Source organism: Gaoshiqia sp. US2, from assembly GCF_059705485.1.
Genome location: NZ_AP048550.1, coordinates 4322280 through 4348680 on the forward strand (window position 1 = coordinate 4322280; position 26401 = coordinate 4348680).

General features: G+C 43.5%; 17 protein-coding genes. 12 read left to right on the forward strand and 5 right to left on the reverse strand.

Annotated elements, in window-relative coordinates; genetic code table 11:
- Nucleotides 1–217: 217 nt before the first annotated feature.
- A complete protein-coding gene (locus AC6H3C_RS17130) occupies nt 218–3154 on the forward strand; it encodes a DEAD/DEAH box helicase (RefSeq protein WP_497516637.1) in 2937 nt (978 codons plus the stop codon).
- On the opposite strand, the gene AC6H3C_RS17135 is transcribed toward AC6H3C_RS17130, so the two are convergent.
- Genes AC6H3C_RS17135 through AC6H3C_RS17145 form a run of 3 tightly spaced genes read right to left on the reverse strand, consistent with a single transcriptional unit; the run spans nt 3151 to nt 5943 of the window.
- Nucleotides 3151–3684, reverse strand: a complete 534-nt coding sequence (locus tag AC6H3C_RS17135) for a sensor histidine kinase (RefSeq protein ID WP_497516638.1) — start codon at nt 3682–3684, stop codon at nt 3151–3153. The genes AC6H3C_RS17130 and AC6H3C_RS17135 overlap by 4 nt on opposite strands.
- Nucleotides 3623–3991 carry a YfiR family protein gene (locus AC6H3C_RS17140; protein ID WP_497516640.1) on the reverse strand — a complete coding sequence of 123 codons (369 nt, stop codon included), beginning with the start codon at nt 3989–3991 and terminating at the stop codon, nt 3623–3625. The genes AC6H3C_RS17135 and AC6H3C_RS17140 overlap by 62 nt, the downstream gene beginning before the upstream one ends.
- Nucleotides 3988–5943 carry a TonB-dependent receptor plug domain-containing protein gene (locus AC6H3C_RS17145; protein WP_497516641.1) on the reverse strand — a complete coding sequence of 652 codons (1956 nt, stop codon included), beginning with the start codon at nt 5941–5943 and terminating at the stop codon, nt 3988–3990. Before AC6H3C_RS17145 ends, AC6H3C_RS17140 begins: the two co-directional genes overlap by 4 nt.
- 141 nt (nt 5944–6084) lie before the next feature.
- On the opposite strand from AC6H3C_RS17145, the gene AC6H3C_RS17150 reads away from it, so the two are divergent.
- Nucleotides 6085–8229 carry a S9 family peptidase gene (locus AC6H3C_RS17150; protein ID WP_497516642.1) on the forward strand — a complete coding sequence of 715 codons (2145 nt, stop codon included), beginning with the start codon at nt 6085–6087 and terminating at the stop codon, nt 8227–8229.
- Here the strand turns inward: AC6H3C_RS17150 and AC6H3C_RS17155 are convergent, their stop codons facing one another.
- On the reverse strand, nt 8230–10062 hold the full coding sequence (locus AC6H3C_RS17155) for a BamA/TamA family outer membrane protein (protein ID WP_497516643.1): 1833 nt from the start codon (nt 10060–10062) through the stop codon (nt 8230–8232).
- A 280-nt stretch (nt 10063–10342) separates the two neighbouring features.
- Here AC6H3C_RS17155 and AC6H3C_RS17160 point away from each other — a divergent pair, with 280 nt between their 5' ends.
- Nucleotides 10343–11068 (forward strand): energy transducer TonB family protein, encoded by a 726-nt coding sequence (locus tag AC6H3C_RS17160; RefSeq protein WP_497516644.1) that lies wholly within the window; start codon nt 10343–10345, stop codon nt 11066–11068.
- Between the two features lie 415 nt (nt 11069–11483).
- Nucleotides 11484–12068, forward strand: a complete 585-nt coding sequence (locus AC6H3C_RS17165; protein WP_497516645.1) for an RNA polymerase sigma factor — start codon at nt 11484–11486, stop codon at nt 12066–12068.
- 51 nt (nt 12069–12119) lie between these two features.
- On the opposite strand, the gene AC6H3C_RS17170 is transcribed toward AC6H3C_RS17165, so the two are convergent.
- Nucleotides 12120–14888 carry a CHAT domain-containing protein gene (locus tag AC6H3C_RS17170; RefSeq protein WP_497516646.1) on the reverse strand — a complete coding sequence of 923 codons (2769 nt, stop codon included), beginning with the start codon at nt 14886–14888 and terminating at the stop codon, nt 12120–12122.
- Between the two features lie 240 nt (nt 14889–15128).
- Between AC6H3C_RS17170 and AC6H3C_RS17175 the strand changes: the two genes are divergently transcribed.
- The 8 genes from AC6H3C_RS17175 (at nt 15129) to AC6H3C_RS17210 (ending at nt 26398) form a co-directional block, all read left to right on the forward strand.
- Complete coding sequence (locus AC6H3C_RS17175; protein ID WP_497516647.1) at nt 15129–15260, forward strand: bacteriocin; 132 nt, start codon at nt 15129–15131, stop codon at nt 15258–15260.
- A gap of 340 nt (nt 15261–15600) precedes the next feature.
- On the forward strand, nt 15601–17145 hold the full coding sequence (locus AC6H3C_RS17180) for a tetratricopeptide repeat protein (RefSeq protein WP_497516648.1): 1545 nt from the start codon (nt 15601–15603) through the stop codon (nt 17143–17145).
- A 485-nt stretch (nt 17146–17630) separates the two neighbouring features.
- Complete coding sequence (locus AC6H3C_RS17185) at nt 17631–18125, forward strand: RNA polymerase sigma factor (RefSeq protein ID WP_497516649.1); 495 nt, start codon at nt 17631–17633, stop codon at nt 18123–18125.
- A 66-nt stretch (nt 18126–18191) separates the two neighbouring features.
- Nucleotides 18192–19187 carry a FecR family protein gene (locus AC6H3C_RS17190; RefSeq protein ID WP_497516650.1) on the forward strand — a complete coding sequence of 332 codons (996 nt, stop codon included), beginning with the start codon at nt 18192–18194 and terminating at the stop codon, nt 19185–19187.
- Between the two features lie 130 nt (nt 19188–19317).
- Nucleotides 19318–22644, forward strand: a complete 3327-nt coding sequence (locus tag AC6H3C_RS17195) for a TonB-dependent receptor (protein ID WP_497516651.1) — start codon at nt 19318–19320, stop codon at nt 22642–22644.
- A gap of 12 nt (nt 22645–22656) precedes the next feature.
- Entirely contained in the window at nt 22657–24207 is a 1551-nt protein-coding gene (locus AC6H3C_RS17200; protein WP_497516652.1) for a RagB/SusD family nutrient uptake outer membrane protein, read from the forward strand.
- Nucleotides 24208–24346: 139 nt separating this feature from the next.
- Entirely contained in the window at nt 24347–25357 is a 1011-nt protein-coding gene (locus AC6H3C_RS17205; protein ID WP_497516653.1) for a glycoside hydrolase family 43 protein, read from the forward strand.
- 72 nt (nt 25358–25429) lie between these two features.
- Nucleotides 25430–26398, forward strand: coding sequence for a glycoside hydrolase family 43 protein (locus tag AC6H3C_RS17210; protein WP_497516655.1), 969 nt, complete (start codon nt 25430–25432; stop codon nt 26396–26398).
- Nucleotides 26399–26401: the final 3 nt, after the last annotated feature.

Below are 26401 nucleotides of genomic sequence, written 5' to 3' on the forward strand. Positions count from 1 at the left end.
ACTGATAGGCATCAGACGGTACCGGGGCGGCGATTCTTTCATCGAGCTAATTTTGCGGGTTGGCGGTCCAAACCGGAAGCGAAATTCATTGATAAAACCCGATTCCTGAAAAATCTTTCCAGCGCACATAAGCGGTAGGCGTTTTTATGTATATTTGGAGTTTTGGGCAGACAAAAGATCTGCAATTAAAAGGCGCTGATTTTTAGTTGAGTTGAATATGGCACAAGAGCTGATTATCGGGTTAACAGAACATCGTACGTTTGGACATCTTTTTCAGGCTTTCCTGATTGAGAAGAAGGTTTCGTTTTACACCATCAACAAACTGGTGAAACAGCGCGACATTGAAAGCCTGGAACTAAACGCCGAACAGGCTGCCCTGGTGAAACTTACCGAGCAATACAGCGATGAAAAACTGGTGCAGAAATTTTCGAAAAAGAAAGAATCGGTCAATTTTTTTCAGAAAATCGATCCGGATTTATTCGAAAACCACATCAGTCCGTATATCGACAAGTACCTGAACCGGATTATCCGCATGCTGATGCAGGGAAACACCCGCCTGTTTTTTAAACAAGCCAAATATGCCAACCTGTACGACGAAGACCTGATCAGGCTGCCGCAAACCTTTACCGAAAGCATTTTCTGTTTCGACCGTACCGAACAGGTTACACGTTACAGCCTGCAACTGGTCCACGAAGGGCAGACGTTGAACCTGCTGCACAAAAACGTGGTGATGGTTACCCACGAGCCCTGCTCATTGGTGTGGCAGAATACCTTGTTCGTCTTCGAAAAAATCAGCGGGAAAAAGCTGCTTCCGTTTTTTGAGAAAGAAGCGATTTTCGTTCCGGCACAAATGGAAGATAAGTATTACAAGAGTTTTGTCCTGAACACGATCAAAGAACACGAGGTAAAAGCGAGCGGTTTCACCATAACCGAAAGTGCAAGTGAAAAGCAGGCCATTCTTTCGCTCGAACCGAACCTGCGGATGGAGGCCGTCGTCTTACCCAAATTCAGATACGGCGAATATGAATACCTGTCGAACAGCCAGACCGAAGTGGTTGTGAGCCTGAAAAAAAGCGAAGGAAGCTACCGGTTTAGCCGGATGAAGCGCGACCGCGACTGGGAAGCCCGTTTGCTGCAACGCTTAATCGATTTTGGCCTGTTTGAAAATAACGGGGCGTACGCGCCTATAGGAATTGACCTGTTATCCATGCAGGACCGGCTGTATGAACTGGTGAACTGGCTAAACCGGAACCAGGAAAAATTAAAGCAAGCCGGCTTTCAGTTACAGCAAAACAATTACGAAAAACGGTATTCAACCGACATCCAGGACCTGCAAATTCAACTAAAAACAATCGACGACTGGTTTGATATTTACGCCAACGTTCGTTTTGGCGAATACCAGTTCCCGTTTATTAAACTGAAAAAATACATCCTGAACGACATCCGTGAGTTTGAACTTCCGAATGGCGAAATTGCCGTGTTGCCTAAAGAATGGTTCAGCGACTACAAGGATTTACTGCCTTTTGCACGAACCGAAGGACAAAGCTTCCGGTTAAAAAAATATCATTTTCAACTGATCCAAAGCAGGCTTAAAGGCATCGACAAGGGCTTTTTCCAACGCTTGCAGGAAATCGGGAACAAAGGCGGAAAGCCGGTTCCGGTGCCCGAAAACATCCAGGCAAGCCTTCGCTCCTACCAACACGAAGGCTTTTCGTGGATGTACCAGTTGTACGAACAACAATTCGGCGGCTGCCTGGCTGACGACATGGGACTCGGGAAAACGCTGCAAGCGCTTACCTTATTGCTGAAACTAAAACGCCTGAAGAAGGTGAGCCCAATCCGGCCTTCGCAACAGTCTCACGGACAAATCTCGCTGTTTGCCCTTGCCGAAGAGCAGGCCGCGGAAAACAATCAGCCGGCCAGCCTGATTGTGATGCCCACATCGCTGGTCCACAACTGGGAAAATGAAATCAAAAAGTTCACCCCTTCGCTGCGGGTATACCGGCACGTTGGATTCCAACGAAACAAAATGGCCGATTTTAACCGGTTGCTGCATGATTACGACATCATCCTGACCACTTACGGCACTGTGCGCAACGATTTTGAGATGCTCCGGACACATGATTTTTTTTACCTCATACTCGACGAAAGCCAAAACATTAAAAACCCGTCGTCGAAAACCTATCAAACGGTCAGCCAGTTGAAAGCAAAACACCGGATGGTACTCACCGGAACGCCTATCGAAAACTCGTTGTCGGACCTGTGGTCGCAAATCAATTTCATTAACAAAGGGCTTTTAGGAAACCTGGCTTATTTTAAACGGGAATTTATTACACCCATTGAGAAAAAGAATGACCCTGAAAAACAGGAAAAACTGCAAAGCCTGATCCGACCGTTTATTTTACGGCGCACCAAGGAACAAGTGGCCCGCGACCTGCCGCCGCTGACCGAACAAATCCGTTATTGCCAGATGACCGGCGACCAGAAACGCATTTACGAAACCGAAAAGTCGGCCATCCGAAACAGTATCCTCGAAAATATTGAAAAAGAAGGCGTGGAGAAGTCGGCCTTCGTGGTGTTACAGGGATTGACCAAACTCCGGCAATTGGCCAATCATCCTTCGATGTTGCAAGATTCAGACGAAAGCGAATCGGGTAAGTTCGACGAGATTTTCAGAAGTCTGGAAAGCTTAATCGCCGAAAACCACAAGGTGCTCATTTTCTCGTCGTTTGTAAAACACCTCGAACTGGTAAAAGAACAAATTGAGTCGAAAAACTGGAAATATTCGCTGCTCACCGGGCAAACCGTCAAGCGCGAACAGGTGATCAAAGATTTTCAGGAGGACCCAGACAACCGTATTTTCCTGATTTCGCTGAAAGCCGGCGGTGTTGGACTCAACCTCACGGCGGCCGACTATGTGTTCATCATCGATCCGTGGTGGAACCCGGCGGCCGAGCTGCAGGCCATTAACCGCGCCCACCGTATCGGGCAGGATAAAAAGGTGATGGTTTACCGGTTTATTACCGAAGACAGTATCGAAGAGAAAATTCAGCAGTTACAGGAACGAAAAACATCGCTGGCCGAAAAATTCATCCACACAAACAATCCGTTTAAAACAATCAGTAAAGAAGAAATCTTAAGCTTGCTGAATTAAACGGGTTTCTTTGGGGGTACGGTAAAAAAGAAGGTAGTTCCTTTACCAGGTTCTGATTCGAACCAGATTTCGCCACCCGACAGTTCGACCAGGCTTTTGGATATGGCCAGTCCCAAACCGGTTCCCTTATATAATTTCTCGTTCGAGTCGCTGGTTTTGTGAAACCGTTCAAATACCTGATTCCGGAATCTCTCGCCAATGCCAATACCGGTATCCCTGACATAAAACAACATGCTGTCGTCCATGCGTTTGATCCCGAAGGTAATTGATCCCTCGTCGGTAAATTTAATGGCATTGTTGATCAGGTTAAGCGCCACCTGCTTCATCCTCAGGCTGTCAAAAAAACCGGTTTCAGTCTGTTCTGTCTGAAGATCCAGAATCAGGTTGCAGTGAGTTTTATTTAAGCGGGTTTGCATCATGAGCGAATTTTTATAAATATCCTCGCTAAAGGCAGCAATATTCACATTTTCAGGACACATCGCCAGCGTTCCGCTCTCCAGCCTCGAAAGGTCGAGGATATCTTCGATCAAATTTAACAGGCTCGCCGTATTTTCCTCGATAATCGGTATAAACCAACTTCACTGGCCGGTTTAAAATACGCTGTTCTTTATAAACCCGGTCTAACCGGTCGCCGAAAGGATTTTCGCCCAAAACCGCGATCACAAAAAAACGGTCCTGTTCGACCTGCGGTGGCCCGTAATCGGCAAAACGGGTAAACCGTTCAAAAAAAGCGGCCTTTAAAAGATATTCGTCCACACCTTCGGCCAATCCGTAAACTACCGGAACAAAAACCTGCAACATTAAGGTCAGAAACAATATTTGAAGTGATTGCTTCATAAGTTAATCCCAACGCTTAACAGGTAATTCCTGCGCGGCTGAATAATTTGTCCCATGGTGTGTTCAAAGCCACCGGGGTGGTAATAAGTTTGATCAAAAAGATTGTCGATTTTCAAGCTAAAGCTTACCCGGTCGAAAAACCTGGCTGTTCGCAGATTCAGGCTGCTTGTCCAATAAGCAGGCGTTTTGCCACCGGCAACCCATTTACGACTGCTTTCCCAGCCGCTTTGAAATCCCAGGGTCCCGATTTTTGTCACACGGTAGATAAAATGTGCCTTCAGGGTATTGAGCGGGAAATTCGACGCATCTGTATCGTCCCGTCCTGAATCGTGAATCGTTAATCGCTGATGGGAGTAAGACGTATGAATAGTCAGGTTGTTTAACAGTTTTCCTTCGCAATACAGCTGACCGCCGGTTCCGGTAGCGTCGCTTTTGTTAACAAACATCACCACGTTCCGGTCGTCAACAACCGGATCAATCAGTTTATCCATACGGTACATGAAAACCGAAACACCGCCATGCAGGTCCTTGGTAAATTTGTTCCTGATATCCAGATCGCTGTAATACATATTCTCGTGCATTAAATCCGGATTCGATGTATTTGCCCCTTCAGATTCGTAAAACATCTCGTAAAAATTAGGGGCCCGAAACGCTTTATTGAATGACAGTTTGATGTTCAGATCCTCGTTTGGAGCATAAATGGCGCTCAGCCTCGGACTTAGCGAAAGTTTGGTATAACTGTAGTCATCCAGTCGTAAGCCAGCCAAAAACCGCATCTTTTCGTTCAGCATGTAATCATACTGAACAAACAACGAGGTATTCCGGAACCGGTTGTTTTTATAAAACAGCCTGACTCCATCCATTTTCTCCATATAGTCCGACTTCGGTGAATAGTGCCATCCGGCGCCCGCCATTAACCGGCTTTTGGGAGCAAAATCGATTTGATATTCCAGTTGGACATTCCCCCAACTACCGACCGATTTATCCTCATATTCAGCAACATCAGGAGACGCATATCCGCCCCAATAACGATAGTAGTCCCAGGATGTAAGCAGCCTGACGGTTTGGTTTGAAAATGATTTTTGATAGTTCAGTTCAACGAAAGCCCGGTCGTCAACCGATTCCGACCTTCGATCCAACTGGTATCCCCAGGGACCTGTCGGAATTCCCTTTAGCCGGTGAGAACCAGAGAGTTTTAACCCAAAATTTTTCCGGTTATATTGCGTATACAAGGCATACACCTCTTCATCATCCAAACCGGTTGCATGTCCGCCGTTGCCCTGATCAAGCAGTTCATTAAAGAAAAGGTCCTCACCCGACGAGCGGTGAGTGTTTCCGCTGACGAACCACGAAGATTCCTGTTGCTGGCCGCGCGAAACAAAACCGGCTCCCAGGGTATTGTTGCTGCCAATCTTCAGACGGACTTTGTTTTCGTTTTTTGCCTCCGCCACGGTAATCACGTTTACAACGGCCATCATGGCGCTGTTTCCATATAAAGCGGCGCCGGGACCGGCAATCACCTCCACCCGGTCGATAAACTGAAGGTCGATTCCCAAGCCGTTGTCCACCAAGGCCGAACCATAAACATTTTCATTCATAACATGATTATCAACCATAAGCAAAAGCCTGTTGTTGTAATCAGACGGCCGGCTAAATCCCTGTACCCCAATATAAGTATAGTTACGGTCGTTGGTCATATAAAAACCTTTAATCAGGTTTAAAAGCTCGCCCAGGTTCTCAATCCCGTAAGCTTTGATTTCGTTGGCAAAAATCACCTGGATGACGGCATGGGTTTCACTCAGGCTGGTTTCGTATTTTGCTGCGGTTGTCACTTTCAAATTCATCAACTCTTCAAAACTCATCGAAAAAAACTCTTCAGGCAAACCTTGCGGAAAACCCTGGATTGTGATAAAAAGCAAGCAAAAAATGATACTTCTCCTGATTACATCCATGTCTTTTTTATATTTTCGCGGGATTACTGACTGTTTTTTGTATCGGTGACTGGAATATCTCCACGAAATTAGAAATTATCCCGAACCGGGAAATAATTATTCCCGGGAAATCTGCACTGACAGTTTAAAATAAAAACAAACATGAACATCGCGAAAATATTGTTCTTCTTTTGGTCGGTAACCCTCGTGTTTTCCGGCGCTGCGCAAACAAAAAAAGCTTTAAGTATCGAAGATGTAATCGTCGGTAACAGCAGCTATTTAAAACCGGATTCTCCAAAATCGTTAAGCTGGCGCGACGACAACAACTATGTGTTTGTTACCAATGACACCCTCTTTCAAATTCCGGTTTCCTCAGACCCCCGGGAGACGCTTTTAACCTTGGCCGAGGTGCAAAAGGCTGTCTCAAAAATTGACGGATTTTCGTTTCAGGCTTTTCCGTCCTTTGAGTTTATCAACAACGATCACATTCGTCTGTCTGCCGGTAACCGAATTGCCGTACTCAGCTTAACTGACAAGAAAATACACCGGCAACTGATCATTCCTGATCATGCAGAAAATCCCGATCTTTTCGATGCGAACCTGACTCTCGCATTTACCCGGGGACAAAACCTTTTTATAACAACGGGAAGCGGGGAAAAGCAAATTACATTTGATGATACGCCCGGCATTGTTAACGGGCAGGAAGTTCACCGCCGCGAATTTGGTATCGAAAAGGGGACATTTTGGTCGAATACCGGAAAACACCTCGCTTTTTACCGGAAAGACGAACGCATGGTAAAAGACTACCCCCTGGTCGATTATATGCCTCGCCAGGCCGAACACAGCCCTGTAAAATACCCGATGGCCGGCATGAAAAGCCACCAGGTTACCGTAGGTATTTACCATACCGAAACCGGCCGTACCACCTACCTCAACACCGGCGGACCCGACGAACATTACCTGACCAACATCAGCTGGGGGCCAAACGACAAGTACATATACATGGCCGAACTAAACCGGGAACAAAACCACATGCAGCTCAATCAGTATGACGCAGAAACCGGGGAAAAAGTAAAGACCTTATTCGAAGAAACCAGTTCAACTTATGTAGAGCCCTTGCATCCCATTCAGTTTTTAAAAAGTAAGCCAAACCAATTTTATTACTGGTCGCGAAAAGACGGCTGGTCGCACTTGTATTTACACGATACCAGCGGAAAACAAATCAGGCAGTTAACGAAAGGAGAATGGGAAGTGACCGAATTCTACGGGGCCGATAACAAGGACAAGTATGTTTATTTTCAGGCAACCAAAGAAAACCCGGTTGAACGGCATCTTTACCGGGTTGACACCGAAGGCGGAATTATTCAGAAGCTGGATCGGGAAAGCGGCGTTCATCAGGCCCTGTTTTCACCCGAGAAAACACATTTGATTGATCGCTGGTCGGCTTTTGATATACCCTCAAAAACCGATTTGCTCAGTGCCGACGGCAAACCAATCCGCACCATTCACGAAGCTAAAAACACCCTGGCCGGTTACGAACTGGGCGAAAACAAGCTTTTCACAATAAAGGCAGCTGATGATGTCACCGACTTATATTGCCGCATAATCCTTCCTCCAAACTTTGATGCCAGCCTGAAATACCCGGTCATTTTTTACGTTTATGGCGGCCCTCATGCCCAGTTAGTTAACAATAGCTGGCTAAACGATGCCCGCTGGTGGCAATATTACATGGCCTCAAAAGGGTATATCGCCTTCACGGTCGATAACCGGGGTTCGGCCAACCGGGGAGGCGCATTTGAAGAAGTCATTCACCGCCGGTTGGGCGTAAACGAAACTGCCGACCAAATGAAAGGCGTTGAATACCTGAAAAGCCTTCCTTATGTCGACTCTGACCGGATTGGCGTATACGGATGGAGTTATGGCGGGTTTATGACACTAAACCTCATGTTACGCCATCCGGAGGTATTTAAAGTGGGCGTAGCAGGCGGTCCGGTGACCGACTGGAGTATGTACGAAATCATGTACGGCGAACGCTATATGGACGCACCCGGGGAAAACCCGCAAGGCTACCGGGATTCGAATATGCTCAACCATGTAAATCGACTAAATGGAAAGTTAATGCTGATCCACGGAATGCAGGACGATGTGGTGGTTACGCAACACAGCATGAAATTCCTGAATGAATGTATCCGGCAAAATAAACCCGTCGATTTTTTCGTCTACCCCACTCACCCGCACAATGTGCGCGGCTTTGACCGGGTGCACCTGAAATCGAAAATAAGCCAGTATTTTATTGATTTTCTGTAATTAACGATAGGGTAATGGTTCCGGCTTACGGGCTTGAAAACTGTAATATTCAGTCCGTCCCATCTCAGACAAGCCAAAACTCCATGCGCTGGCATCAGCCGGATGGCCGGGGTAATATACAAAGCGAAGCTGGATGGTGTTGAATACCAAACTTTCGTTGCGAAAACGGACACCTGCTCCAATACCCGCGTAGTATTTTTCATCAAATATAAACTTATTGGCCGAACCGATTATTCCAAGATCGGTAAATCCGAAAAAAGCAAAATTGAAATTCAGCAGGTCTCTTTTCTGAAACACAACCAGCTCCAGGTCGAGTGTCAGACGTTGTTTACCCACCGTTTCGTCGCTGTACAGCCCGCGTATTCCATACCCGTTTTTCAGAAATAAGTTTTCCTGATCAAAACGATTGATCCCGTACAAATACTTCAAACGCGCAAAATGGCGGGCATCCTGACTCCCCACCCGGAATATCCGGCTGATATAATTCAGATTAAATTCCAGCAATCCCTGTTCGATTTGTTGCTGAACATTGAAAAAACTGCCAAATCCGAGTGATGCGAACAGATAGGAAGGCCTGTAACGAATAAAGTTTCCCGACGAAAAATACAAATGGGCATACCAGCGATCCAGAAACTCATGATCATCATATCCAATAACCAACTCATGTAAAAAACCTTTTGGAATATCCTCGGTAATCCCATAACCATAAATATGGTGGTCTCTGATGTAATTTCGTTTTGAAAAGCTCAGGCCAAGCATATACAACCTCGAATCAGAAAAAAACTGGTTAAGATCCTCACCCGGTTCCGGCCGTTCAAAATAATTTAACCTTCGGAACCGACCGGATAACACGAACTGGAAATTTTTAGCGGTTTGATTTTGATTCAGTTGAAAGGAATACCCACTCCACCAGTCCCATACCCGGTAATTCAAAGGGACATCGATGACAATCGGGTTCCCGTCATATAACCGATCTGATTTGTCGAAATACCCATAGGTCAAACCTCCTCCCCACTTGGTTGAGCTGAGCAGAAACTCTTTTTCAAAATCGAATATCACGCCGTTTCGCTTATAGGTATTGGAATATCCGGTTCTCAGGTTTATAAAATTTCCTTTAATATTATTGATGGTATAAAATCCCTCAAAACCGATATACGGTTCGCGGTCGACATGCCCGACCGTGCGAACCAAAAACTGATGTCCCGCGCCCCATATATTTTGGTTATATATTTCCAAACTGGCCGATTTTGGACCTTCAAGATGACTTCCAACCCCAAACGAAAAAACATCCTTGATCAACACGGTCAAATCGATCTGACTGGTATCGGCCTCATTGGGGGAAACCGAAAACCGGACATCTTTAATGAACGGCAACAACCGAATAATACGCTCATTATCCAGTACCTTATCAACGTCGAGCGTATCTCCCGGCGTGAAAAGGACATTCTTCCGGATAATATTGATATTGGTTTTTGTATGAATTTTATTGGCAAACGATCCCAACCAGGTATTCACGGTGGCCGTTGTATCCTGAAAAGTGGGGCCAAATACCTCGAGCGCCTTAAGATTGATCGACGCGATGGTTTTCCCGCTGTACTGTCCCAGCAGATTTAAATGATCGATGAAGTCTTTATGATCTGAATTCCCTACCAGCAACTGTTCATAAACCATACGGGGCAAACTGTACCGGTAAGTTTTGACTTTTATGCTGTCGCGTAAAACTGTTGTGTCCTGGTTTTCAACAGCAACCGAATCAGGCCCGATGGTAAACGCTGCAGAACCGTTGATAAGGCCGATGAGCAAGTAAATCAATATGAAAAAATCCCTCTTCATTCAATCCGGATAAGCTGACACCAAATTAATAATCTTCGCTAAAGTTATAAGTTAATTTTCCTGTTTTTGCCTTCACGATCTTAAATTCAACAGCTCATTTCACACAACAGGTTTCAATAATCAGATGTAAATTTCCGGCTCCTGGTTGTGCCTGTAAAACAAATTTTATCCCGAAACAAGCAATTTAGCACCTAAATAAGCGTATAATAATAAATAAAGCGCTGCAAAAAGCGATTGAAAAGAACGGGATAAAACCCCTTTGTTTTTAACTTTGCCGCAAATGCAAAAACTGAAGAAACTATACCGGGATCATATTTACGGGGTCATGGGCACCTTAATCTTTCATATCCTGCTTTTAAGTAGTTTCTTACTGGCCGATGTTAATTTAAAGGGTGAAGTCAAAGAAGAACCCATTGTGATCGAATTCGCGGTTGACGAGGAGGACATACCGGAGGAAACGGAAGATGAGAAGTCCGAAGACGAAAATACGCCGGCAAGAGAAAATCAGACGAGCACTACTACGCGCAGTAACCGGGCAGTAAACGAAGCGGCAAAAGACCCGTTTTTTGATGAAGAATATCAACGGGAAATTGCGGCAGCACAACAACTGGTATCCGATGTAAACAACCAGCTGTCGAAGGATATTCCGGATATTAAACAGTTTGACATGCCCGAGGAGACCACCGAAGGAGTTGATCCCGAATCAATCAGTAATACCGTATACTCGGGCGAGAGTAATATTCATTATTATTTGGAGAACCGTTATCATCGCCGGTTGCCGATTCCGGTATACCTGGCACGAGGCGGAGGCAAAATAACGGTCGACATCTGGGTGGCCCCTTCGGGAAAGGTTATCCGGGCCGAAATCCGAACGAAGGCCGGAATTGAGGACCCTATGCTCCCGGTTTATGCCGAACAGGCCGCTTTACGCACTGTTTTCAATGCCGACAAATCGGCTCCTTCACCTCAAAGGGGAACGATAACCTACACGTTTGTAGCTCAGTAGGGTTACATATTAAAAAGAAAACATTAATTTAACAACAATTAACAAATTTTTAAACTATTTTACTGTTTTAGAACATATCTTTGTAGTACGTTTTTTTTCATAAGTTTAGGTTTAGTTAGGTTAGTTAGTTTAGTGAGAAAAGGTAGGCCAGAGGGTCTACCTTTTATTTTTTTGCTGATCCCAAACTTCCCCTTTTCCATGACAAAAGTCTCAAAACAAAGTGATCCCGGCAACCGATTAAATACCAGACAGGGGCGCTTGTAAAAATAGTTAACATTACGCTTGTATTTTAGACATTTTATGGACATATTTAGCCTGAAATTCCTGATATAAAGAACAACTGATAGTTTTTCAGCGCAAGAATTTTTATTATGGCAATACCGCCTGTTTAAATTTTAAGTATAAAGAAGTGAAAATGATTAACTATACAAACGAAGAGCTCCTCCACGGAATTCTAAGGAACGACAACCTGATTCTTCAGTATATTTATAAAAACTTCTTTTATAAAATCAGCTTCTTTATCAAAAAGAACAGTGGCGATGATGATGACTCAAACGACATTTTCCAGGAAGCAATCATTATTATTTACCGTAAACTGAAAGCAAATGAACTGGTGCTGGACTGTTCTTTTGAAACATACCTATACTCGGTTTGCCGGTTTTTGTGGCTAAAACAACTTGAAAAACGAAAAAACGAACGCGAAAAAATTCAGGATAATCACGATTTCAACGAAGATATCTATGATACCGCTTTCGAAGCCACCGTTGATATGAATGAAAAATACCGGTTGTACCAGAAACATTTCAAGAACCTCGGGAAAGACTGCCAGAAAGTGCTGCAACTGTTTTTCGATAAAGTATCGCTGAAACAAATTGCCCAGATCATGGGATTTCAAAGCGAGAAATACGCCAAAAAACGAAAATACAAGTGTAAAGAATACCTGGTAAAGAGCATTAAACAAGACATTGAATACAAAAAAATTCTCGAAAACGACTTTTAGAACGTTTGCTTTCAGATTCTCCCGTCAACAATCTTACCGTCAATCAAATCTTCATTTTTTTGATTTCTTCCGCCTGATCACCTGATCAACAAATAACAACAGCAGAATACCAAAAATAATGGCGATAAAGTAGAAATCTTTACTTACAAACAAAGGCGCCGTGTTTCCTACAGCTACGTATCCCAGCCAGTAGTGTGGGTGGGCTTTTAACGGGTCGGCATTTTCGATATGAGCGAGTTTTGCCAGGCGCAAGGCATCATTTTTCGTCTTCCCCTTCGACAACATCCTGTAAAAATCTTTCATAATCAGGGCGCCTGATTCATCTTCAACCTCCCATAAAGTCATGACAATAGACGGGCAACCGGCATACAGGAATCCGCGGGCAAGGCTCATCACCCCCTCCCCTTTCTGCAATTTCCCCGAACCGGTATTACAGGCGCTTAAAACAGCCATTCTTGCATTCAGTTTCATCATATAGATTTCGTTGGTATTGAGCCATCCGTCATCTTCATCGTCCGAACGATTGGGTTTGGCAAATGCAAGCCGCGAAAACATCGGTAAAGTGTCATTTAAAATAGTATGCATGGCCAGGTGCAAAATGTCGTAATCCGCAGCCAATGCCTTAAAAGTCCTTTCCTGTGCATGAAGATCTTTAAAAATATCGCCCGATACGTAGCTATTAATGTACGAAACTTCCTTTTCTACCGCAGGTAACGGAAGCAATCCGGATCTGAACACCGAGAGATCGTTGTAATCCCGCTCGTCGTTTTCATAGCTTGGCGCAAATGCCAGTAAACCTTTCCTTGCCTTTTTTTGATTTTCGAAATAGTCGTACAAGAGGGTTGTCGAGTAGGTATAACTCACCGAATAATCTCTTACCAGGTAAGGCAAAGTCCGGAAATTCATCACCGATGTATCGGGGAACGAGGTCAGCAGCGCATCAAAAGGGATATAAGCCAGCTTATCGTCGGGAATAATAATCAGGTGTTTTCCTTTGATTTCTTCTTTTACCCCCGACAATAGCTGCTGATACAAATCATAAGCCGACAGGGTATAATCCTTATAGTCTGCCAAACCGGTGTACAGGTAAGTCGGACTTGTTAAAAACTGGTAAACTTTTTCAATATCATTCACAAAAACCGAATCGATCGCCGTTTTGGTAAAACTCACCTGGTCTTTCGTAATCACAAACCGGAACAACCTGCCCGAATTTGGCTTGCCATTCGGTTGTTCAATCAAATACTCCACAATGGCATCGTTGTTTTTTAGCCGTTTCCTGATCGAATGAACATCAATCGCATCATTCTTATATTTGAAAGAATAATAATTTGGAAATGACTCCTCGAAAAGCTGAACCAACTGGTCGTATTGCTCCGAATATTGAAAGATTTTTGAATTAAACAAGGCGACCTTGGCGGAATCGGGCGTCGGAAGCTGGTTCTCTTCAAACAACATTTGTTTATAATTGGAGATATTTAATTTCAAAATGTCTTCCCGGTTTAGCAAACTATCGGGAATGCCTCCAAACTGTTTGGCCCTCGAGTCTTTTACCGCGGCCAGAAAACTGGCCGATTTGCTTTTCTCCATAAACTCAAAACCTTTTAGAGCAAAAGCCAGGTCGTTGGTCTGATTGTACAGTTTATAGCAAATATTAACGGCCTCAATAAAAGTCGATTCCTGGTTTTCGGTCAAAAACAAGCGGCTCTCTTCCGACACGTAGCCGGTACGTATTTGATGTAACAGCTCGGTGGAGATCGAAATCGACTCAAAAGCTGCCAGGTAATTATTGACAGATTCCTGTTTTTGTGAAGCATTCAAATTCAGATCGCCCAAAACATTATAACAGACCGATTTTTTCTTAAGAATCTCCAACAGCTGAATTTCGGAAATGGCCTGTTTAATTTCGGGATTGGACGAGGGATCGGGGTTCGAAAACGATTCGGTAGCAGCAATAATTGCTTTTTGGTAATAGTCCAGCGCTTTTAACAGATCGTCTCGCTTTTTTTGCTTAAAATCGGCCATCAAACTGGCTTCTGAGGTTCGCGTAAAATAATAATCCGCGTAATTCAGCATCACCTGGCTGTATTGAGTACTCTTTCGGGTAAAAAATTTCTCCACAATTTTTTCCGAGAGTTCGTTGTATTTCATCACCTGGTCAAACTGGCCGACCGACAGCAGAAAAGACACATAGTTGGCATACTCGAGGCCTAAGTCGTAACTATCGGCGCCCGAAAGTTTTGTCAACATGCGAAAAGTTTCCCGGTAGTATTTATCAGCCAGGGCGGCCTCTCCCTTTTCGGCATAAATCCGGGCCAATAAACTGGTATAATAAGATTTGATATTATCGCCAACTAATTTTATATTTTCAGAACATGACAGAATTGCATCATCATATTTCTTCAAAAGAAATATAGCCTCCGAAATTGTATATCTCGCAATGTCTATCTGCTCTTTAAAACCAGAAGTGTTAGTCAATAAAATCCTCAAAGAGTTTTGTTGATATTCGAAATTTTTTACGAAGTCGCCTTTCAATTTGTAAATTGTCCCTATGTTACTGTACAAATATCCTAAGCGGGGGTAATTCTCTCCATATTCCTTAATATATAATCTTTCTGCACGCAAATAGTTTTCAATAGCCAGATCATACTCTCCCATGTTTTTATTCTGAATTCCAATATTATTCAAAATAGCTGCTAATCGAAATGAATTAATACCATATTTTTTTTCTCTATTATTCAATACTTTTATAAAATATGCCTTTGCCATCTCAAAATCGCCTAATTTGCCCGCATTAATCCCTTCCCGATTATACTCAACCATCAAAAGACTATCTTCTACGTGCGATTGTAAAATTCCAGAAGCAAAAGAAAAATTCGAATAAAATATCACAAAAAATAAAACATTTAAATATTTCTTTATCAGCGCTTTAATCTGATTTGGATATTTTTTTTTCATTTTTTTTCATTTCTATGGGGTTACCTTTTTCCCCTTTACCGGATAAAACCACGAACAAAGGATAATTAAGGAATTTTAAACATTAACCATTAAAAATTAAAAGTAATGAAAACTTTATTTGCTAACAACGAAAAAAACATTTTTGATTCATTCGAAATCTTAACAAAAGAAGAATTAAACGAAGTCAAAGGCGGCATTTCCCGCGATCTAGATATGTACATCGAAGATCTTGACTAAATCCAAGAAAAATTATCACCGACCAGGATGGCAAAGATCAAAAACACCGGACTATTAAAATATTGCTAAACAATTATTTAAAGCATGTTTTTAAGCACACCCGTGTTTAACAAATCAAGCCAAATCCGAAAAATGGATTTTAGTAAAATTACAATCCTACAATAGATGATAATTTAAAAGAAGTAAAGCTGAACAGATTTTTTTACGCATTCGACGTTTCTTTTTCCAAAGTGATCAATCGTCTGATGAATTATAATTTAGACTCTGATCATTTAACCGAAAAGAATCTATTGTTTTAAAATTGAGCGTTCTGCTTGTAGAAATTGAAAAAAATTGAAAGATGATACGCAAGTCAAATTATACCGAATACATTGACAGATATCTCAGCCAGGACTTGACCGGTGACGAACTGAGAGAATTCAATGCAGAATTGGCCATCAATCCGGAACTGGAGGAAGACATTCAACTCCACCTGGATATCGAAAGCGCCGTTCAGGAAAACGAAATTATCGCCCTGCGAAGCAACCTGCAGCACATTATGGCACAGGAAAAACCGGCTGAAACCGAAGAACCTGTTCCTGTTCTGGCTGAGCACAAAAGCTTCAACTTTGAACTGTCCGATAACATGTCATCTTTCAAAGAATTTATAGAACCGGTCAATATCAGCGATGTTTTTAGCTTTTCGCAAAGCTTGCCCATTTTACACATGGCCCAGCATAAATACGCTGAAAAAGAAAATATTCATCAATTCTACAAAGAACAACAAAATCAGGATTCCAATTCTGAAGAAGATTTTTCTCTGACGCCACAGGACGAGGCCATTTTTGCCGACCTGGAAATCGCACTTGGCGAAAAAGACATTCTTGATCTTCGGGCGAATTTAAAGCAGATTGCAACGAGCATTTCGGCCCACGAGCGAACAACTCAGGAGATTGAGCAATTCATTGATCAGGAAATGGATCAAGCACGGATGGCCGAATTCGCAGAAGAATTGGCTTTAAACCAGGGACTTGCACGAGATGTAGACCTCTACATGGAGGTAGACAAAGCGTTGGCCGAAACTGATATCATGGATTTGAGGGCCAGCCTGCAAAGCATTCAGCAAACCGAGTCTTCAACCTCCAGAAAAATTGAGGAAATTGATCAGTATCTGAATTTTGAGTTGTCGGAAGAAAACCTGGCTTCGTTCGAAACAGAACTGATAAACAATCCCGATCTGGTTGCAGAACTTGATCTGCATAAAGAAATTGACAGTGCAGTGCGGGAAACAGACATCATGGGACTCCGGGAGAAACTTGATCAGATCAGCAAAGAAATCGTCAAGGAGAAAAGCAAAGAACGGTCATTTGCTGCCAGGTTCCCGAAATCGCGGATTGCCATTGCAACAATCGCGGCCTCGTTGATCCTGATCATCAGCATCACCAGCCTGATCAGCCGGCACAAAGCGGCAAATAACAACGAACTTTATACGCAATATTACGAAATATACCAGGCAACCGGGATTTTCAGGTCGGGAGATGCTCTGCTCGACAGCAAAATAAGTATGGCCCTTCACAAATTCAATGAAGAAAAATACGCCGAATCGCTTGATTTATTTGATCATGTGCTCACGGTTAACAACATGAACCCAATCGGTAATTTTTACTCAGGAATGGCTTGCCAGCAAACCGGCAATTACGAGCAGGCAATCTTCTCCTACCAGCAGGTTATCAAAGAGAAGAATAACCTCTTCGTTGAGCAGGCCCAATGGTACATGGGCTTATGCTACCTGCAAACCGATAACAAGAAAAAGGCATATAAACAGTTTCAAAGAATAGCTGAAAGCAACAGTTACTACAGCACCAAAGCATCAGCAATTCTCAGAAAAATGACCGATATCGAATAAAAAGTATACTATCAGAAAAATATAAAAATTGTTAGCAGAAAAGTGATCCGTAAATACCGAAAATTCCTTAGTTCAAAATTCCTTAGTTCAAATTCTCAAAAACGGTAAAACGATCAATTTTTCAACGGTATTCAAAATGAAATTCTTAATTATCCAATCCTGTTCAAAAGAGTAATTCTGAATACCTTCTTTCGCAAATAAAAGTTTTTCAAATAGAATGGTTAATAAAGTTTGAAAGCCCGGAGTTCCGGGCTTTTGACTTTATATCCGTTATTTCACTGCCGGAACAGCGGCTGGATTACAAAATATCAATATCTTTGATTTTAACGTCTGCCGGGTGACTGGTTTTAATGAATCACGGAATCTGCAGATAAAAAAAAGGAACCGTTTAAGTAAACGTTCATTTTTGACGGGCACTTTATTTTACGACAGTCCCCGGATTAAATCTGGCCGACATAGTTTGACCTTTTTTGTATTGGCTCAAAATGACAAATAGTATTAAAAAGATCTCCGACAAAGCCTATGATTATTTCTTTATTGAAAATTATCAAAGGGTTCTGCTCTTTTGTGTACGGATTGTCAATGATCATCTTGCTGCCGAGGATATCGTTCAAGAGGTTTTTATCACCCTCTGGGAAAAAAGAGATTCCTTTACTTTCGACGATAAACTTATTCCTTATGTAAGAAGGGCTGTCAGAAACAAATCACTAAATTATCTGAGGAATCATTCGAAGTTCGTTGAACTTGAAAATTATCCATTCCCGGATGACGAACACTATGATGCAGAGCATGATGAATTGCTCATCAAACTCAGCACTCAAATCCAACAACTCCCTCCCCAATGCCTGAAAACGTTTCAATTGGTTGCTTTGAAGGGATGTACCTATGCCCAGGCCGCTGAACGATTAAAAATCTCAAAAAATACCGTGAAGTCACAAATGGGAAAAGCATTCTCTCTTCTTCGTAAAAAAAGATGGTAATTTTCTGAAAAAAAGAATCACCCTTTTGCACTCCCCAGGTGTATAGTAGTTAAAGAACTTGATACCATGCAGAAGGATCATTCAAAAAAGTGGGAATATATTGCGGAAAAGGTGACCCGGGAAACAACTGAAAAACCCGGCAATTTTTCATCCATCGACCAGCAGGATCTTGAAGAAGCTGAAAGGGATTTTCAAACCATAAAAGAAAATGCTGATACGATCGCTTTTCTATTGGCTAACACACCGGAGAATATGCTTTCCCGCTTAAAAAGAAAATCTCATTCGGGCAAAAAACTCTTCACTACGGTCATTCTAAAATATGCAGCCATCATTTTCATATCCCTGCTGATCGGATCGTTATTCCAATATCTCTTTAATTCAAAAAAAACTCAACCGGAACTTGTTTACGCCACATTATTCGTTCCCACCGGGCAGATGGCTCAGCTTGAACTGCCCGACGGGACACAGGTGTGGTTAAATTCCGAAACCAGAATCAAATATCCTGGCAACTTTGATGGCAACACGCGGGATGTGGAATTGGTTGGTGAAGCATTTTTCCATGTTAAGTCGAATCCGGCCAAACCATTTCATATTAAAACAACCAAATCAATCGTCCAGGTTACAGGAACCACGCTGAATGTTGAAGCCTATGAAGGAGAAATGGAAATAACCACATTGATTGAAGGAAAGGTTGCCATATTGAATCAGGACAAAGAACTGCTTGTCAGCCTACAGCCCGGGCAAAGTGCATTTTTTGACAATAATAACGAGCTGAACGTTTACCATGTCGACACCAGGCATTTCTCATTGTGGAAAGAAGGAAAACTATTCGTTGATAACGTATCCTTAACTGATCTGTCGCATATGCTTGAACGATGGTACAATGTCGAGATTACCATTCTGGACGAAGAATTGAAAGCAAAACGGATCTCCGGAACCGTATTGAAATACAAGCCAATTGACCAAATTCTGGAGATACTGACCCTCAGGGAAAATATTGATATTGAAGTTGAGCTCATGCCCAACGACCGAAATATCATTAAGTTGAAAAAGAGTTATTAATTATAAACCTATCAATGATGCTTATGATTGAAACAAGTTAAAAAAGAAAAGCGATAAAGATGCGCCCACATCCTTACCGCCTGTACAAGAGTTAATTATTGAATGCATTAACACTTAACACAACAAATTTATGAAAAAAACACAAACTCATGACGATCTGAAAAGATCGCTTAAGAAATTATTATTGGTTATGAAGTTGTCAATCTTCTTACTGTTTTTAGGAGTGCTGACCGTAAGCGCCAGAACCTACTCTCAAACCGCAAAAGTTGATCTAAACCTTAAAGATGCCACGATTCAGCAAGTTTTAACCGAAATCGAAAATCAATGTGGCTCTTATTTCTTCTACAACAAAGATGAAATAAACCAAAAGAAGGTGAACATCTCGATTACAGATGCCAGTATTGAAACGGTCCTCAACGAAATGTTTCAGGGTACTGATTTAACCTATAAAGTGGTAGACCGGTACATTGTAATCAGTAAAAATGAAACCCTCGAAATTAAAAACCTCTCTCAAGCGAATATTTCGGTAAAAGGGAAAGTGACAAATACCTCCAGAGAGCCGATCACCGGCGTTACCGTTGCGGTTAAAGGAACATCGATGGGTATTATTACCGACTTCAACGGTGAATTCTCACTCTCTTCAGTCGGTTCTGATGCGGTTCTTGTATTCTCCTTTGTTGGGATGAAAACGGTAGAACTGCCGGTAGCCGGTCAAACTGTCATCAACATCGTTATGGAAGAAATTTCTATCGGTTTGGAAGAGGTGGTAGCGATTGGTTATGGTACCATTAAAAAGGCAGATTTAACGGGAGCTGTGTCTGTGGTTAAAGCTGATGACTTCAAAAACGTGACGGCGCTCTCAGTCGGCAATGCCCTTCAGGGACTGGTTGCAGGTGTTAATATCCGTTCCAGTGGGGGCATTGGTAGCGAACCGGTTGTTGAAATCAGGGGCCTGGGTAATTTTACCAACAATGATCCGCTGTACATTATCGATGGTTTGCCAACCTCCGGTAACCGCGACTTTAACGTGAATGATATCGAATCAATCCAGATTCTGAAAGATGCCTCGGCAGCTGCCATTTATGGTTCACGTGCTGCAAACGGCGTCATTATTATCGAAACAAAAAAAGGGTCGGCCGGGGAAATGAAAGTCAATTATTCCGGAAAACTCAGCATCGACAAACTGCCCATGATGGACCTGATGGGCCGTGACGAATGGATCGCCATTACCACGCAAGCCTATCAAAATGCCATTGCCGACGGTGTCCCCGATGTTCATTCCGTACCGAATTGGATGGATGGCAATACCGATTGGAATGATGCCGTATTCCAGACTGCGGTGATCCAGGATCATAACCTGTCGTTTTCAGGTGGCAGTAAAGACGGGAAATACCTTGTTTCGACAAATTATTACGACAATCCGGGAACCGTTTACGGAACTTCCATGGAGCGTTACAGTTTCAGGGTGAATACGGAAGGGAAAAAAGGAATTTTCACGATTGGCGAAAACCTCGCCATCAGTAACACCTTTGTTGAAAACCAAAACTCCGTCTTCTCAAAGCACATCGACGTTTTGCGGATGTTACCCATTATTCCGATCTACGACGAAAACAACTTCGGCGGTTACGGCTACGGGAATGAAGCAACGGCAAGAACTTTCGGCTCAAACCCGATTGCCACGGAAGATTTGATGTATAACAGCGACGAAAACCTACGGATAAGGGGAAACCTGTATGCAACCCTCGATCTGATGAAGGGCTTACAGTATAAATTGAACCTCGGCTACGAAACCAGCAGGGATAATCATAAATGGTTGAGAAAAGAAGGTAATTTTACGTTGAACCAACCTTTTGATCCATCAACCAGGTATGAAAACAAGGCCAAGTTTGTGAATAAGCTGATTGAGAACACGCTTACCTATCAAACACAAATCGAAAAACACGATATCAATGCCGTTGTAGGTAATTCCTATCAGAATACCTATCGTGAAATGATTGCTGCCGAGAAAAAGAATCTGGTTCAGGTTGGCGATCGTTATTTTGACGTGATTGATGCCGGTACAACCGACCCGAATGCCTGGGGAAACACGGGCGAATCTTCCCTGATTTCCTATTTTGGCCGTTTAAATTATACGTTTGACGAAAAATATCTGTTAAGCGCCACTTTCCGCTATGACGGTTCTTCGAAATTTGCTCCGGAAAACAAATGGGGTTTCTTCCCTTCAATTTCAGCCGGTTGGAGACTTAGCCGCGAAAACTTCTTTCATGTTTCATGGATCAGTGATTTGAAACTGAGATACAGCCACGGTACACTTGGAAACGTTAACATTGGGAATTGGGATTACGTTGCTGTTTTGAACTCGTTCCCGATTGCTGTATTTGGAGACGACCAACACCTTCAGCCGGGGATGACCCAAATAAAATTAGTGAACCGCGACCTGAAATGGGAAGAACAAACCCAGGAGAATTTTGGTATGGATATCTCTTTCCTTGAAAACAAATTGCAGTTTAATACCGAATATTTTATTTCAACCACCAAGGATGTTTTAACCCCCATGCCCATTCTGATGACTACCGGGAACGATGGCGGTAATCCGTATGTAAACGCAGCCAGCCTGCGAAATAAAGGAGTTGAGATTACCGGCTTGTGGCGGGATAAAAAAGGTGATTTTAACTACTCGGTAGGCGCCACCTTTACCCGTTTAAGAAATGAAGTGCTGGAATTTGGCTATGGCAAAGTAGAGCAATACAGCTGGATCACCAAAACTGAAATTGGAGAGCCTTTGGCGATGTTTTATACCATCAAAACCGATGGTATTTTTCAGAATGAAGCGGAAGTATTGGCCCATACCAATTCATCGGGGACTGTTATTCAACCAAATGCCAAACCGGGAGATATCCGTTATGCCGATGTAAACGACGACGGACGAATAAATAATGAGGACAGAACCATCACCGGCAACCCCTGGCCGAAATTCGAACTTGGGCTGAACGGCCAGGTTTCGTACAAAAACTTTGACTTTAGTTTTGCCGGTTTCGGATCGTTTGGACAGGATGTATTTAATGGCGCTGCCAGCTGGATGGGCGGATTTTCCGACAACACCAACCATTTGTCGGGGTATAAACCCTGGACCAGAGAAGATCCGAATACCAAAAATCCCCGCGTGATCTACGCCGATAACCGGAACGCCCGCGGCGATCAGGACCGTTGGATTGAAAAAGGTTCGTATTTTAAGATCAGGCAAATGACCCTGGGTTACACCCTTGATATTCCTGAACTCAGGAAAATTTTCGACAACCTGCGCGTTTCGGTAACCGGTCAAAACCTGGTTACATTCACCAAATATTCGGGTCTCGATCCTGAGTTTAAAGCGCCGGATATTTGGGTGAAAGGACACGATGACGCATCTTATCCGTCACCTAAATCAGTTGTATTTTCTCTTTCATTCCAATTCTAATTCAGAAATACTATGAAAAAAATATTATTATCTAACTTATTCGTGTTGGTATTGTCGGTCATTTCCTGCAATGAGGATCTGATAGACATAGAAAATCCCAATTTTCCAACAACTGAGACTTTTTGGAAAACACCTGGCGATGCCCAGCTTGGCCTGGATGCCGCATACACGATGTTTTATAAACCTGGTAGCTGGAGCCGCTGGATTTATTTTCGTTTTGATTTGACATCGGACGAAGGATATAGTCAAAGTCCCTGGAACGAACTGAAAGAATGGACCCGGTTCATCTATTTTAATTACAACTTCTGGGAGGGCAATGCCTGGATGTGGCGGGATCATTACAAAGCGATCTTCCGCTGCAACCAGGTCCTGGATTATGTTCCTGAAATTGAATTCGCCAACCAGGCCGACAAAGACCGGATCCTTGCCCAGGCTAAGTTTTTACGTGGTTTTTATTACTACAACCTGGCCTTAATGTTCGATAATGTGCCCTTGGTATTGAATGCTTCTCAACCCGATGATACGCCGGAGCAAAGTACAGCTGCCCAGGTTTATGCCCAGGTTAAGACTGATCTTCAGGAAGCAGCCAATAACTTACCGGAACAGTGGAATCTGGCGAATCTTGGCCGGCCAACCAAAGGAGCTGCCCTGGCGCTTCTTGGGAAAGTGCATATGCAATTACACGAATGGCAGGCTGCAAAAGACGCCCTCTCTTGGTTGGTTGAAGGATCCGGCGCAACCTATTACGGGTTGGTTGATAACTACAAGGATAACTTTACGCACACCAACGAAAACAATAAAGAATCCGTTTTCGAAATTCAGTTTTCGGATATCAACCCCCGTGGCGACGGTGATGAGCCAAATCAAAACGTGGGTTCCAACCGTGCCCAGTTTTTCGCACCACGCGGTATTGGCTGGTCCGATGGTCAACCCAGAAGATGGCTGGTGGATGAATATAAAAAAGAGCCGACTGTTGCCGGTGGAATTGACCCTCGTTTAAGAGCCAGTATTTTTTATCCGGAGTTGCAAACCGACTATCCCGGAGAAAAAATTTATGGCAGAGACTGGCAAGCTGGCTGGGGCGCCGACTGTTTTTTCCGCAAATACCAGGGCGATTACTACCGGAACCACGAGGATTATTACTCGCCGATTAACTTCCGGGTCATTCGTTATGCCGATGTGCTGCTATTATATGCTGAATGCTTAGCAGAGTTATCAAGCAGTACGCCTCCCACCCTGGCTGTTCAGTGCGTTGACCGTGTGCGCGAGCGGGTTGGATTACCGAAATTGGCCAACAGTACCTTATATTCAGCTGTCGTAAATTCAAAAGCCGACTTTTTGAAGAGGCTGCAAATGGAGCGTTCGCTGGAACTTTGCCTCGAAGGGGTCCGCTGGGCCGACCTGAAACGCTGGAAACTTTGGGATTCACAAACAGGCCTGAATGAACTGATTTCAAGGGATGCCGACTTTTCCAACTTTGTTGTTGGCAAATCTCACCGGATGCCGATTCCGCAAAGCGAGGTGGACAATAACCCGAATCTGGATCAGAATTCGATGTATTAGTGGTTTATGTGAATTATATCTGATAAATTTAAAAGGCGACCGGAAAACACGTATTCGAGGCAGTCATCCTGATTCGGCGGTTGCCGGACAGGATGACTCAATGGTTGTTTTCCGGTCGCCTTTCCTTAACTTTTTAAAAATGAAAAAAATTACCCTCCTGGTGATAATCCTACTGCTTGCAATTGGCGTTCACGCCCAGCAACCCGCACCGCCCGGGCAGGTTGACAAGCCGGAAAACGCGGTAAACCAGGCCTACCTTTTTGCCCATATGACGCACCAGGATTACGGGCGTCTGTATTATTCGGTCAGTTTGGACGGACTGCATTGGTCGGCATTAAACAACAAGGAGCGTGTTTTTCAGGATTACAAAGGACATCCGGACATCTGCAAAGGTCATGACGGCCGCTACTATATTGCCGGAAACACCAGCGACGCTTCACCCGATATCAACTTTTGGGTCTCAACCGATCTGATTACCTGGGATAAACACAGCACCTATACGCCCGACTTAAAAAGTACACCCGACTATTCGTATGCCTTGCAACGGATCGGGGCGCCTAAAATATTTTTCGATCAGGATTCGAAACAATACGTGGTTACCTGGCATACACCCCACAAAGAGGGCGGCGAAACTTACTGGGCGAGCCAGCGCACCTTGTATGTCCTGTCAAAAGATTTGAAAACTTTTTCTGATCATCCGACACGCTTGTTCGAGTGGGATATGGGGACCATTGATGTTTTCATCCGAAAGATTGGCGATTCCTATTACGCGGTTTTAAAAGATGAAACTTACCCGACACTTTACTGGACTACCGGCAAAACCATCCGGATAGCCAAAGCGCCGTCACTACTCGGTCCCTATTCCGAACCCTCTGCCCCAATCAGCCCCAATTTCAGGGAGGCGCCCATGCTGATTCCTTCGCCCGACGGAAAAATTTGGTACATGTATTACGAGCAATACCCGGGAGTATCCTACGGCCTTTCAATTGCTGATAATATGAATGGCCCCTGGTTTCAAGCCTCCGGCTATACTTTTTACCACGATTGGGATAAATACAGTTTACCTCCTTCTGTCAGGCATGGATGTATGATCACCATTTCAAAAGATGAATACAATCGGTTAGCGGATCATTTTGGCATCGTAAGATAGATTCCGGTTTTATAAGAGATTTTGCCTGTCAGGTTGTATTGTTAATAATCCCATCATCAAAAACAACAAACAATGACCTCGAAAAAGATATTCCTTACGTATTTGATTTTATCATTTCTTGTACAAATTTCATCATGCAAGGGAAGTGATACTGAATTTGAGCCAAATGGCCCCGAAGAGAAAATTAAGATCCCTTTAGGCGATCCGTTCATCATGCTTTGGGAAGGGAGATATTACGCCTACGGAACGTATTCAAATGATGGCATCGCCGTTTTCGTTTCGGACGATTTGAAAACCTGGGAAACCAATTCAAGTTTAGCGCTGCATAAAAAAGATGTATGGGCCGACCGTTGGTTTTGGGCGCCCGAGGTTTACTATGTCAACGGCAAGTTTTACATGTACTATTCGGCCGACGAACACATTTGTGTGGCAACCAGCGACAATCCGCTGGGGCCGTTCAAGCAGGAAATAATTAAGCCCATGATTGAAGATGAAAAGTGCATCGACAACTCTTTGTTTATCGATGACGACGGTACGCCCTATCTTCTGTTTGATCGTTTTAACGATGGATTGAACATTTGGGTGGCTGAACTGGAAGATGATCTTATCCTGATCAAACCCGAAACCATGACTAAATGCATCAACGTATCGCAGGCCTGGGAAGAAGTTTGGCCGCGGGTGAACGAAGGCGCTTTTGTACTGAAACACAACGGTACCTACTACATGACCTACTCGGCCAACAGTTACGAAAGCCCGTTTTACGGCATTGGCGTTGCCACTGCCACCAACATCCGGGGACCGTGGACAAAATACGCTCAGAATCCCATTCTGCAAAAACCGGGAGAGTTGGTTGGCGTTGGCCACAGCGCCATGTTTACCGACAAGGAAGGGAATCTGCGGATTGTGTTTCATGCGCACAACAGCAAAGAGCGGATCCATCCCCGCCACATGTATATCAGCACGGTTCGTTTTGAAAACCGGAACGGGCAGGAAGTGATGATCATTGATAAAAACTATATGACTCCTGAATTGAAAAAATGAAAA

What these genes read in the sequence shown, in the direction of transcription:
- AC6H3C_RS17145 (WP_497516641.1), bottom strand. Translation starts at nt 5,943, where the DNA reads ATGGATGTAATCAGGAGAAGTATCATTTTTTGCTTGCTTTTTATCACA.
- AC6H3C_RS17130 (WP_497516637.1), top strand. Translation starts at nt 218, where the DNA reads ATGGCACAAGAGCTGATTATCGGGTTAACAGAACATCGTACGTTTGGA.
- AC6H3C_RS17160 (WP_497516644.1), top strand. Translation starts at nt 10,343, where the DNA reads ATGCAAAAACTGAAGAAACTATACCGGGATCATATTTACGGGGTCATG.
- AC6H3C_RS17185 (WP_497516649.1), top strand. Translation starts at nt 17,631, where the DNA reads ATGACAAATAGTATTAAAAAGATCTCCGACAAAGCCTATGATTATTTC.
- AC6H3C_RS17180 (WP_497516648.1), top strand. Translation starts at nt 15,601, where the DNA reads ATGATACGCAAGTCAAATTATACCGAATACATTGACAGATATCTCAGC.
- AC6H3C_RS17210 (WP_497516655.1), top strand. Translation starts at nt 25,430, where the DNA reads ATGACCTCGAAAAAGATATTCCTTACGTATTTGATTTTATCATTTCTT.
- AC6H3C_RS17200 (WP_497516652.1), top strand. Translation starts at nt 22,657, where the DNA reads ATGAAAAAAATATTATTATCTAACTTATTCGTGTTGGTATTGTCGGTC.
- AC6H3C_RS17150 (WP_497516642.1), top strand. Translation starts at nt 6,085, where the DNA reads ATGAACATCGCGAAAATATTGTTCTTCTTTTGGTCGGTAACCCTCGTG.
- AC6H3C_RS17165 (WP_497516645.1), top strand. Translation starts at nt 11,484, where the DNA reads ATGATTAACTATACAAACGAAGAGCTCCTCCACGGAATTCTAAGGAAC.
- AC6H3C_RS17205 (WP_497516653.1), top strand. Translation starts at nt 24,347, where the DNA reads ATGAAAAAAATTACCCTCCTGGTGATAATCCTACTGCTTGCAATTGGC.
- AC6H3C_RS17155 (WP_497516643.1), bottom strand. Translation starts at nt 10,062, where the DNA reads ATGAAGAGGGATTTTTTCATATTGATTTACTTGCTCATCGGCCTTATC.
- AC6H3C_RS17175 (WP_497516647.1), top strand. Translation starts at nt 15,129, where the DNA reads ATGAAAACTTTATTTGCTAACAACGAAAAAAACATTTTTGATTCATTC.
- AC6H3C_RS17195 (WP_497516651.1), top strand. Translation starts at nt 19,318, where the DNA reads ATGAAAAAAACACAAACTCATGACGATCTGAAAAGATCGCTTAAGAAA.
- AC6H3C_RS17170 (WP_497516646.1), bottom strand. Translation starts at nt 14,888, where the DNA reads ATGGTTGAGTATAATCGGGAAGGGATTAATGCGGGCAAATTAGGCGAT.
- AC6H3C_RS17190 (WP_497516650.1), top strand. Translation starts at nt 18,192, where the DNA reads ATGCAGAAGGATCATTCAAAAAAGTGGGAATATATTGCGGAAAAGGTG.
- AC6H3C_RS17140 (WP_497516640.1), bottom strand. Translation starts at nt 3,991, where the DNA reads ATGAAGCAATCACTTCAAATATTGTTTCTGACCTTAATGTTGCAGGTT.